Annotated in this window: 9 protein-coding genes; all 9 read left to right on the forward strand. The window is 39.2% G+C overall.

Annotated elements, in window-relative coordinates:
* Window positions 1-7 precede the first annotated feature (7 nt).
* The 9 genes from E2636_RS02630 (at window position 8) to gatB (ending at window position 11,136) form a co-directional block, all read left to right on the forward strand.
* Window positions 8-1,060 (forward strand): DUF3048 domain-containing protein, encoded by a 1,053-nt coding sequence (locus E2636_RS02630; RefSeq protein ID WP_134208745.1) that lies wholly within the window; start codon window positions 8-10, stop codon window positions 1,058-1,060.
* A gap of 37 nt (window positions 1,061-1,097) precedes the next feature.
* Window positions 1,098-1,418: a YerC/YecD family TrpR-related protein gene (locus E2636_RS02635; protein WP_017381717.1), complete on the forward strand. Its 321-nt coding sequence runs from the start codon at window positions 1,098-1,100 to the stop codon at window positions 1,416-1,418.
* Between the two features lie 160 nt (window positions 1,419-1,578).
* Window positions 1,579-2,271 carry a heptaprenylglyceryl phosphate synthase gene (gene pcrB / locus E2636_RS02640; RefSeq protein WP_134208747.1) on the forward strand — a complete coding sequence of 231 codons (693 nt, stop codon included), beginning with the start codon at window positions 1,579-1,581 and terminating at the stop codon, window positions 2,269-2,271.
* A 59-nt stretch (window positions 2,272-2,330) separates the two neighbouring features.
* Window positions 2,331-4,562 (forward strand): DNA helicase PcrA, encoded by a 2,232-nt coding sequence (pcrA, locus tag E2636_RS02645; RefSeq protein WP_134208749.1) that lies wholly within the window; start codon window positions 2,331-2,333, stop codon window positions 4,560-4,562.
* 108 nt (window positions 4,563-4,670) lie between these two features.
* On the forward strand, window positions 4,671-6,677 hold the full coding sequence (gene ligA, locus E2636_RS02650) for an NAD-dependent DNA ligase LigA (protein WP_134208751.1): 2,007 nt from the start codon (window positions 4,671-4,673) through the stop codon (window positions 6,675-6,677).
* 16 nt (window positions 6,678-6,693) lie between these two features.
* Window positions 6,694-7,836, forward strand: a complete 1,143-nt coding sequence (locus E2636_RS02655; RefSeq protein ID WP_134208753.1) for a CamS family sex pheromone protein — start codon at window positions 6,694-6,696, stop codon at window positions 7,834-7,836.
* Window positions 7,837-7,924: 88 nt separating this feature from the next.
* The gene (gene gatC / locus E2636_RS02660) at window positions 7,925-8,215 is read left to right on the forward strand and encodes an Asp-tRNA(Asn)/Glu-tRNA(Gln) amidotransferase subunit GatC (RefSeq protein ID WP_017381722.1); all 291 of its coding nucleotides are present in this window, start codon (window positions 7,925-7,927) and stop codon (window positions 8,213-8,215) included.
* A gap of 24 nt (window positions 8,216-8,239) precedes the next feature.
* A complete protein-coding gene (gatA, locus tag E2636_RS02665) occupies window positions 8,240-9,709 on the forward strand; it encodes an Asp-tRNA(Asn)/Glu-tRNA(Gln) amidotransferase subunit GatA (RefSeq protein WP_134208755.1) in 1,470 nt (489 codons plus the stop codon).
* A complete protein-coding gene (gatB, locus tag E2636_RS02670; protein ID WP_134208757.1) occupies window positions 9,706-11,136 on the forward strand; it encodes an Asp-tRNA(Asn)/Glu-tRNA(Gln) amidotransferase subunit GatB in 1,431 nt (476 codons plus the stop codon). Before gatA ends, gatB begins: the two co-directional genes overlap by 4 nt.
* Window positions 11,137-11,354: the final 218 nt, after the last annotated feature.

Here is an 11,354-nt window from a genome sequence, read left to right on the forward strand (position 1 = left end):
CCTAAAAATGAAAAAGTGGATGTTTATGATTATCTTAGTTCTACTAGTTTCTGGCTGTTCAAAAGATAAAGAAGAAATAGTCGAAGCAGATGAACCAACTTTAGCAGAAAAAGAAGAAAGTTTACTAGAAGATACAGTTGAAAAGGAAGATGTTTCCTTGCCTTATGTCTCACCTTTTTCTGGAGAACGTTCTGAAGATGAATTTACAAATCGTGCAGTGATTGTAACCATCAACAACCATCCGAAAGCAAGACCTCAGTCGGGCATTGCGAGTGCTGATATTGTTTATGAAATGGTAGCTGAAGGAAACATTACAAGGTTACTTGCTTTGTACCAAAGTGAACTACCTGAAAATATTGGACCTGTAAGAAGTGCGAGAGATTACTTTATTAATATAGCTTCAGGACTCGACGCATTTTACGTAGCACATGGCTATAGTCCTGAAGCAAAACAGATGTTAAAAAACGGTGTAGTGGATAACATTAATGGCATGCAGTACGATGGAACGCTCTTTAAACGTTCAAGTGAAAAAGTAGCGCCACATAATTCATACATTACTGGTGAAAATGTAATCGACGGCATTGAAAAAATAGGGGCTCGAACCGAAAATGAAAAACCCCCTGTGCTTTCGTTTTATGAGTCTGTACAGGACGTACCCCCTGCTGAACTTGCGACAGTGATTGATGTCCGCTATGGTAATAGTGAAGACTTTCACCATGTGTATTCATATGATACAATTACTCAACAATACAATCGTTCATCGGGTGGGACTGTAACAGTTGATCACGATTCTTTGGAAGATGTTCTCTTAGCTAATGTTATGTTCTTTGAAGTTGTTCATCAAACGATTGATAAAGCAGGCCGTCAACAACTCGATTTAACTTCTGGAGGGAAAGGCTATTTATTCCAAGCTGGGTATATGAGAGAAATTGAATGGAAACAAGTAGATGGAGTGCTCACTCCAATGGAAAACGGCCAACCTGCTAAACTCGTTCCGGGGAAATCTTGGATTCATTTAGTTAAAACTGGTATAGACCAAACGGTTACTTTCACACCCTAGTCACTATAAAAGCAAGCTGAAAAAGGAGGTCAATACCATGCAGGTAGATAAAATTCGTGGTCACCAAACAGATCAGCTGTTCAAAGCGATTTTAGAATTAAAAGATATGGAAGAGTGCTATAGATTTATAGATGACTTATGTACCATTAGCGAAATTCAATCGCTATCACAGCGTTTCGAAGTTGCACATATGTTACGTATGAAGAAAACGTATGAAGTGATTAAAAATGAGACTGGTGCTAGTACCGCAACTATTTCACGCGTGCGTCGTTGTTTCGATTATGGGAACGATACGTATGATGAAATGCTTGGCAGATTATATCCAGATGAAAAACCTTTTCAATTTCCAAAGTACTGAACAGAGACCATCTCTGTTCAGTTTTTTTGTTATACTGATAAGTGAATGTACATTTTCGGATATCACAATAAGAAATTACATGATCTTGTACCATTGTGGCTGCAAGATGTGTTTTTCTGCTAATAGATTAGTGTAAAAGAATTACGTTAGGTGGGAGCACATGGAGTATTTAAATTGGCGTCATGTTTTTAAACTAGATCCTGCAAAGGAAATTTCAGATGTAGCGCTAACGCGTGTGTGTCAATCTGGAACAGACGCCATTCTAGTTGGCGGAACAGATGGCGTGACCCATGACTTAGTGTTGGACTTATTGTTAAGAGTTAGAAGATATAAAGTGCCGGTTGCACTGGAAATTTCTACTATAGAATGTATTACACCAGGATTTGATTTTTACTTTATTCCTACTGTGCTAAATAGTAGAAAAACTACTTGGGTTAAAGACATGCAAGTGGAAGCAATTAAAGAATTTGGTGACTTCATGAACTGGGATGAAATTGTACCAGAAGGCTACTGTATTTTAAATCCAGATTGTAAAGTAGCACAGGTTACCGAAGCGCAAACAGATTTATCTAAGGGTGAAGTGATTGCCCATGCAAGATTAGCGGAACACTATTTTAAACTGCCCATTTTTTATGTGGAATATAGCGGTATTTATGGCGATCCTAACATAGTAAGAGCAGCAAAAAATGTGTTAAAGAAGACTCGTTTATTTTATGGTGGAGGTATAACTTCAGTGAGACAAGCGACTGAAATGGCAAGGATTGCCGACACAGTTGTGGTGGGAAATCATCTCTATGATAATTTAAATGAAGCATTAGAAACAGTGAAAGCTGTGCATACCGTGTCACTTTGACAATTGGCTGAAGCAGTTTATAATAAAAGAACTAGCGTTCGTAAAAAGGATGGTGCACTATGGAAGTTGTTGTAAAGAATTTATTAAAAGGGATGAATCCCGAACAAGAAAGAGCTGTAAAGGCAACTGAAGGACCTCTTCTTATCATGGCTGGAGCGGGTTCAGGTAAAACGCGTGTATTAACGCATAGAATCGCTTATTTAGTCGTAGAAAAAGAAGTATATCCTTCTAAAATATTAGCCATTACATTTACTAATAAAGCGGCAAAAGAAATGCGTAATCGTATAGATGGAATACTTGGAAATGGTACAGGAAATAGTATGTGGGTATCGACATTTCACTCGATGTGTGTGCGTATTTTACGCCGCGACATTGATAAACTTGGTTATTCAAAAAGCTTTTCTATTTTAGATACATCGGAGCAGTTAACCGTGATTAAACGTATTTTAAAAGACCAAAATATTGATCCGAAAAAATATGATCCACGTTCGATGTTAAATGTAATTAGCTCTGCAAAAAATGAGTGCATAGACGCCGAAACATTTGCGGGTCAAGCAAATCAATTTAATCCGTTTGAGAAGACAGCATCAGAAGTTTACACTGCGTATAATAAACGTCTTCGTAAAAATCAATCCCTCGACTTTGATGATTTAATCATGACAACTTTAACTCTCTTCAAACGTGTCCCAGAGGTCTTGGAGTTTTATCAAAATAAATTTCACTATATTCATGTCGATGAGTACCAAGATACGAATAAAGCCCAATATGAAGTGGTACAGATGTTAGCGAAGAAATTCAATAACCTATGTGTAGTTGGTGACTCGGATCAATCAATTTATCGCTGGCGCGGAGCAGATATTCAAAATATCATGTCTTTTGAAAAAGACTATCCAAAGGCACAAGTCATTATGCTTGAGCAAAACTATCGCTCAACCAAGCATATTTTGAAGGCAGCCAATGATGTTATTGGAAATAACACGGGTCGCTTTCCAAAAGAATTACGAACTGATAATGGTCCCGGCGAACAGATAAATCTCTATAAAGCATATGACGAACAGCAGGAATCACAATTTGTTGTCAAAACGATTCAAGAATTGATGCAAAAAGACAATCGTCGTTTCGATGACTTCGCAGTTTTATATCGTACCAACGCACAGTCTCGAGTGATGGAGGAAGTATTACTTAAATCAAATATGTCCTACACCATTGTTGGCGGTACGAAGTTCTATGACCGCAAAGAGATTAAAGACTTACTATGTTATTTACGATTAATTGCCAACAATGAAGATGACTTAGCGCTGGCACGTGTCATAAACGAACCAAAGCGAAACATTGGGGCCACCTCCTTTGAACGAATGGCAAGATTTGCATTTGAACAAGATCGTTCAATTTTTGATGCACTTCAAGAAGTAGACTTCATGGGCTTGCCTGCTAGAGCTGCAAACGAAGCAGCTAAATTCCACCAAATGATGGATGGATTCAGTAAGATGCAGGAGTTTCTTTCTGTCACAGAGCTCGTTGAACAAGTGTTAGATAAAAGCGGGTATCGTAACATGCTGCGCAATGAAAAGACCATTGAATCAGAAAGTCGTATGGAAAATATTGAAGAGTTTTTATCTGTAACCAAAGCGTTTGAAGAACGCAGCGAAGATAAAACACTCGTTTCATTTTTAACTGATTTAGCGCTAATTTCAGATTTAGATAAGTTAGATAATGATGAAGATGTGTCTAAAGGGAAAGTGGTCCTGATGACGATGCACGCTGCCAAAGGACTTGAGTTTCCTGTGGTGTTCATTATTGGTGTAGAGGAGAACGTCTTTCCACATTCCCGTTCAATCGGCGACAATGACGAAATGGAAGAAGAGCGTCGTCTTATGTACGTAGGCATTACACGTGCTGAAGAGCGTTTATATATAACATGTGCACAAACGCGAACATTGTTTGGCCGTAGTGGCTATAACAATCCTTCACGATTTATCGCGGAGATTTCAGAAGATATAGTAGAACAAGTCATCTTGAAAAAGTCTGCTGCAACTGGAAAAAGTAAAACTACCCGTCGAGCTGTTACTAGCACAACACGACCAGCTGTTGAACGACCTGAATATAAAACTTCAGGCGGTGACAAGCTTGGATGGACAACCGGTGACAAAGCCGTGCATAAAAAATGGGGCGTAGGTACAGTTGTAAGTGTACGCGGAGAAGGTGAAAACACAGAAATCGATATTGCTTTCCCAAGTCCAATCGGCATTAAACGATTATTAGCTAAATTTGCACCAGTTGAAAAAGGTTGATGCTAGGTAGTTTAAAAATTCCGTTCAAAATAGCTGTTGCAGTTGTTGCTTCTTATAATGCCACTTTTAAACCTGTTATTAAAGATGATCGAGTGGAGGAAAGATTCAATGGATAGAGTACAATTAGAACAACGTGTAAAAGAACTCAATCAACTATTACACGATACAGGCTATGCCTATTATGTGCTAGATCAACCGCTCGTACCTGACGCGGTTTACGACCAATATTTACAGGAACTCATGGCAATTGAAAGTGAATTTCCTGATTTAATTTATCCGGATTCTCCAACTCAACGTGTGGGAGGAACGATTCTTCAAGGATTTCATAAAGTATCACACACATATCCGATGCTAAGTTTATCAAATGCATTTGGTCGAGACGATTTAGACGATTTTGACAGACGTATTCGAGCAAATATTGGGGATGATTTTTCCTATGTTTGTGAATTAAAAATAGATGGTTTGGCCATTTCACTTAGCTATGAAGATGGTGTCTTTGTTCGCGGGGCAACTCGTGGTGATGGTCGTATTGGGGAAGATATTACGGAGAATTTAAAAACGATTCGTTCGATTCCCTTACGTTTAAAAAAACCCATCACGCTTGAAGTTCGTGGAGAAGCCTACATGCCCAAAAAATCATTTAACTCTTTAAATGAATTTCGTGTGGCAAACGAAGAAGAGAAATTTGCCAATCCGCGAAATGCAGCAGCTGGATCTTTGCGTCAACTTGATCCGAAAATCGCTGCAAGTCGAAACCTTGCCATTTTTGTTTATGGAATTGGTGGAGACGGAGAAGCATATCAACTAGATGGTCACGCACAAGCTCTCGATTATTTAGATGACTTAGGATTTCAAACGAATAAGGAACGACAATCATGCCAGTCCATAGACGAGGTACAAGCGTATATAGAAAAGTGGACAGCCGATCGACCAAATTTACCATATGAAATCGATGGAATTGTCATTAAAATAAATCGTTATGTACATCAACAAGATCTAGGATTTACAGCGAAAAGTCCAAGATGGGCAACGGCGTACAAATTCCCAGCTGAAGAAGTCGTTACGACACTGCTCAATATTGAATTAACGGTAGGTCGTACAGGTGCCTTAACGCCTACTGCGATACTACAACCGGTGCAAGTGGCAGGAACGACAGTGGGACGTGCTTCCTTACATAATGAAGATGTGATTCGTGAAAAAGACGTTCGCATTGGAGACACGGTCATCATTCGTAAAGCTGGCGACATTATCCCTGAAGTTGTGGCGGTGGTACTTGGAGAACGTAAAGAGGATTCGACTGCGTATAAAATGCCCACTCATTGTCCTGTTTGTGAAAGTGAACTTGTTCGAATCGAAGGGGAAGTGGCTCTTCGTTGTGTGAACCCACAATGTCCTGCTCAAATCACTGAAGGACTGATACATTTTGTGTCACGCAATGCGATGAATATCGATGGACTCGGTGAAAAAGTAGTGGAGCAGTTGTTTCGTGAAGGACTTATTCATGACGTCTCGGATATGTTTACGCTAACGAAAGATCAATTAATTCAACTGGATCGTATGGGTGATAAATCAGCCACTAATCTAATCACTGCAATTGAAGCATCGAAACAAAATTCAATGGAACGTGTGTTATTTGGATTAGGAATACGCCATGTTGGGGAGAAAGCGGCCAAAATTTTGGCTGAAGAATTCGAAGATATGAAGACACTTGCGCAAGCAACTCCAGAACAACTCGTTGCGGTTCATGAAATCGGTGACAAAATGGCAGATTCGGTTATTAGCTATTTTGACAATGAAAAAGTGAAAGATTTAATTGAACGACTTGATGATCTAGGAGTGAACTTGTCCTACACAGGAAAAAAAGTAGATCTATCCAACTTAGATCATGTGTTAACTGGTAAAACAGTGGTGTTAACCGGAAAATTGGAACAATTGACACGACAAGAAGCAAAAGAGAAAATAGAACAGGTAGGCGGAACCGTCTCTGGTAGTGTCAGTAAAAAAACAGACATTGTCATCGCTGGTGAAGATGCAGGTTCAAAACTAGATAAAGCCAATACTTTAGGCATTCCAGTATGGGATGAAAATCGCCTGATTGAAGAATTAAACCAGTGAAGGAGCCCTTCCGATAATGAAACGATTTAGCTGGATTCCAGCCATGATTTCTATAGCGTTACTTTCAGGATGTATGCCAAATGCAGATAAAGATACGGAAATCATCACTGAAACAGAAAAGACCAAAGAAGATTCTGCAATTATTCCAAGTGTGCAAATATCTGAACAATATTACCGTACGCTTTTACCTTATGAACAAAGTGCCAGTCGAGGTTTAGTCGTCTCCAAAATATATACAAAATATGATTTAAAAGAAGTTGAAAACGGTTTACTTCGTTTATCCCAACGAACGTTTTCACCAGACGATTACTTTTTTCAAGAAGGTCAAACTCTTGATAGTAGTGAACTAAATCTATGGTTAGCAAGAAGTTCACAATCAGAATTCGGCTTAAATCCTCCTCGACCAAAGGAAGGCAATATGACAGCTGAATTGGCCAAAACTGCACCTGTGTATTTGGCACATATTGTGGAACAAAACTATTTAGTTAAAACAAAAGATAATAAAATCCAACTCGCTGGTATTTCCATCGGACTTGCCATGAACTCTAACTACTATTATCAAAAAGAAGATTTTGGTGCAACGTACGAAGAGTCAATTCCACAGGCTAAAATCAAAGAAAATGGTAGAAAGATGGCAAATGAAATTGTTAAACGTATGCGTGCAATGGAAGGTCTGGAGAACATCCCTATTACAGTGGGGATATTTAAACAAGAGAGTCGTAACTCGATTGTTCCAGGCAGTTATTTTGAGTACGGAGTCGCAGCGAAAGGAAAAGCAGCTTTAGATGGTTGGACAAGCTTGAATGAAGAATATGTACTATTCCCTCAACCCATCACTGAGGAAAAATATCGTGATGTCGGCCAATCATTTAATAATTTTAAACAAGATATAGAAAAGTATTTTTCGAACTATACAAGTGTTGTTGGAACTGGATTCTATCAAGATGATAGCATTAAAAAAATGACGATTGAAATACCGATTCAATTTTATGGAGCGGCTGAACTAGTAGGTTTCACCCAATATATGACCGGACTGGTGATGGACCATTTCCCAGCTTCCATGCATGTAGAAGTAAATGTCACTTCGATTAACGGAGCGGAAGCATTAGTCATCAAAAAAGCTGATGAAACTGAACCGTATGTACACATTTACGACTAGTCAAAAGATAGGAATAGTTTAAATGCTGTTTCTATGCGTAAAAAATGATATGATATTGGGTATGATTGTGAATTCGGAGGTGTGAAAAATGGCGAATATAACAAAAGAAGAAGTAAAACATGTAGCCCATTTAGCTCGTCTTGCCATTACAGATGAAGATGCTGAAATGTTTGCAGGTCAACTTGAGGCAATTACTAATTTTGCTGAGCAATTAAATGAACTAGACACAACAAATGTAGTACCAACAACACATGTCTTACCATTAGTAAATGTCATGCGTGAAGATAAGTCAGTCCCAGGACTAGACCGTGACAAAATGATGAAAAATGTTCGTGAGCAAGAAGCGGGCCAAGTAAAAGTACCATCAATCTTAGACTGATTTTGAAGTAAGGAGGGACTCCACATGACATTATTTAACCACTCAGCTAGTGAACTTCAAGCAAAGATACATAATAAAGAGCTTTCAATTGCTGATTTGACAGCTGAAGCGTATAACCGTATTGAATCTTTAGACGGCGACGTTAAAGCCTTTTTAGCATTAAATAAAGAACAAGCAAGTGCGCAAGCAAAAGAAATGGACCAAGTGCCTGTTTCTGAACGTGGACCTTTATTTGGTTTACCAATTGGCGTAAAAGACAATATCGTAACAGAAGGTTTAGAAACTACAAGTGGTTCTAAAATCTTGCAAGGATTTAACCCGATTTATGACGCAACAGTTGTTCGCAAACTACGCGAAGCTGGTATGATCACGATTGGTAAATTAAACATGGATGAATTCGCAATGGGTTCATCTACTGAAAACTCGGCTTACCAAATCACACGCAACCCGTGGGATTTAGAACGAGTTCCAGGTGGTTCATCAGGTGGCTCTGCAGCTTCAGTCGCTGCAGGTGAAGTACCATTTTCTTTAGGATCAGATACAGGCGGTTCAATTCGTCAGCCTGCCGCATTCTGTGGTGTTGTTGGAATGAAACCAACTTACGGACGTGTATCTCGTTTTGGACTAATAGCTTTCGCATCATCTCTTGACCAAATCGGGCCAATTACGCGTAACGTACGAGACAATGCACTTTTACTTGAAGCAATTTCAGGTGTCGATGAAAACGATACAACGTCTGCAAATGTAGATGTACCAAGCTTTGTAGAGTCATTAACCGGTGATATTAAAGGACTTCGTATAGGTGTTCCTTCAGAATATTTAGGAGAGGGTGTTAGCGAAGATGTGAAGCAATCTGTGTTAGAAGCGCTAAAAGTGTTAGAATCACTTGGCGCAACATGGGAAGAAGTTTCACTTCCGCACTCTAAATACGGCTTAGCTACTTACTACTTACTTTCTTCATCTGAAGCGTCTTCTAACTTGGCTCGTTTTGACGGAATTCGTTATGGTTTCCGCGCAGAAAACGTTGATTCGTTAATTGATTTATACAAAGAAACACGTGCTCAAGGTTTCGGTAACGAAGTAAAACGTCGTATCATGCTTGGAACATTCGCACTTAGCGCAGGTTCTTATGATGCGTATTATAAAAAAGCGCAACAAGTTCGTACATTGATCAAACAAGATTTTGATCAAGTATTTGAAAAATACGATGTCATTATTGGCCCAACTACGCCAACTCCAGCATTTAAAGTGGGCGAGAAAAATGCTGATCCATTAACGATGTATGCAAATGATATTTTAACAATCCCTGTAAACTTAGCAGGTGTTCCAGGAATTTCGATTCCATGTGGTTTCTCTGAAGGTTTACCACTTGGTCTGCAAATTATCGGGAAACACTTTGACGAAGCAACGATTTATCGTGTTGCACATGCCTACGAGCAAGCAACGAGCTTCCATAAAGAAACTCCTCAAATTTGGGAGGGAGCACAATCATGAACTTTGAAACAGTTATTGGTTTAGAAATTCACGTAGAATTGAAAACAGAATCAAAAATGTTTTCACCATCACCTAACCATTTTGGTGCAGAACCAAATACCAATACACATGTAATCGACCTTGGATATCCAGGTGTATTACCTGTTGTTAATAAACGTGCAATTGATTTCGGTATGAAAGCCGCAATGGCCTTGAACTGTGAAATCTCGACACACTCAAAATTCGATCGCAAAAATTACTTCTATCCAGATAATCCAAAAGCATACCAAATCTCTCAATTCGATCAACCAATCGGTGAAAATGGATGGGTTGAAATTGAAGTTGACGGCTACAAAAAACGCATCGGAATTACTCGTTTGCATTTAGAAGAAGATGCTGGTAAATTATCGCACACGGATAAAGGATATTCGCTAGTCGACTATAACCGTCAAGGTACGCCATTAATTGAAATCGTGTCGGAACCTGACATTCGCACACCAGCAGAAGCGTATGCATACTTGGAAAAAGTGAAATCAATTATCCAGTACACAGGCGTTTCGGATTGTAAAATGGAAGAAGGCTCACTTCGCTGTGATGCCAATATTTCACTACGTCCTTACGGTCAAGAACAATTTGGTACAAAAGCAGAATTGAAAAACTTAAATTCATTTAGCTATGTCCGTCGTGGCTTAGAACATGAAGAAGTGCGCCAAGCACAAGTCTTACTTTCTGGTGGAGAAATCTTACAAGAAACTCGTCGTTTTGACGATGCGACAGGCAAGACATTGCTTATGCGTGTAAAAGAAGGATCAGATGATTACCGTTACTTCCCAGAACCAGACTTAGTCGATTTAGTTATTGACCAAGAATGGATGGATCGTATCCGTGCAAGTATTCCTGAATTACCAGATGCGCGTAAAATACGCTACGTTGAAGAATTAGGCTTGCCATCTTATGATGCAATGGTCTTAACGTTGACGAAAGAAATGTCTGATTTCTTCGAAGAAACGATTGCTTTAGGAGCCGATACAAAGCTTGCATCGAACTGGATGATGGGTGAAGTATCTGCATACTTAAATGTCGATCAAAAAGAGTTACATGATACGAAGCTAACGCCTGTAGGATTAGCAGGAATCATCAATTTAATCAGCGATGGTACGATTTCATCGAAAATAGCGAAAAAAGTTTTCAAAGAGCTTGCTGATAATGGTGGAACTGCTGAACAAGTCGTTAAAGATAAAGGCTTAGTTCAAATTTCAGATGAAGGTGCACTTCGTGACATCGTTACTAAAACACTTGATGCGAACGCACAATCAATTGAAGACTATAAAAATGGTAAAGATCGTGCAATTGGCTTCCTAGTCGGTCAAATCATGAAAGCTACAAAAGGACAAGCCAACCCACCGCTTGTTAATAAAATCTTACTTGATGAAATTTCAAAACGATAGATTGAAGCAAGCGACTCCAGGTTATTGGGGTCGCTTTTTTTTGCCATTGTTTGTGCCCTAATTACGTTTCCGTGTCACTATGGAGGGAATCCACAGCACCATAACTTCAAGAATTGAAGGGACGAGGGAAGTGGTTAATACTGCGTCGACTGGTTTTTTCGCGTCGCTTTAAACGGCACCATAACCTAGAGAAAAAAAGCCAAGGGTTGTGACAGACA

The sequence above is a fragment of the Paenisporosarcina antarctica genome (assembly GCF_004367585.1).
Taxonomy (GTDB): domain Bacteria; phylum Bacillota; class Bacilli; order Bacillales_A; family Planococcaceae; genus Paenisporosarcina; species Paenisporosarcina antarctica.

Coding starts and splice junctions, on each gene's coding strand:
- ligA (WP_134208751.1), top strand. CDS start 4,671: ATGGATAGAGTACAATTAGAACAACGTGTAAAAGAACTCAATCAACTA.
- E2636_RS02635 (WP_017381717.1), top strand. CDS start 1,098: ATGCAGGTAGATAAAATTCGTGGTCACCAAACAGATCAGCTGTTCAAA.
- gatA (WP_134208755.1), top strand. CDS start 8,240: ATGACATTATTTAACCACTCAGCTAGTGAACTTCAAGCAAAGATACAT.
- E2636_RS02655 (WP_134208753.1), top strand. CDS start 6,694: ATGAAACGATTTAGCTGGATTCCAGCCATGATTTCTATAGCGTTACTT.
- pcrB (WP_134208747.1), top strand. CDS start 1,579: ATGGAGTATTTAAATTGGCGTCATGTTTTTAAACTAGATCCTGCAAAG.
- gatC (WP_017381722.1), top strand. CDS start 7,925: ATGGCGAATATAACAAAAGAAGAAGTAAAACATGTAGCCCATTTAGCT.
- gatB (WP_134208757.1), top strand. CDS start 9,706: ATGAACTTTGAAACAGTTATTGGTTTAGAAATTCACGTAGAATTGAAA.
- E2636_RS02630 (WP_134208745.1), top strand. CDS start 8: ATGAAAAAGTGGATGTTTATGATTATCTTAGTTCTACTAGTTTCTGGC.
- pcrA (WP_134208749.1), top strand. CDS start 2,331: ATGGAAGTTGTTGTAAAGAATTTATTAAAAGGGATGAATCCCGAACAA.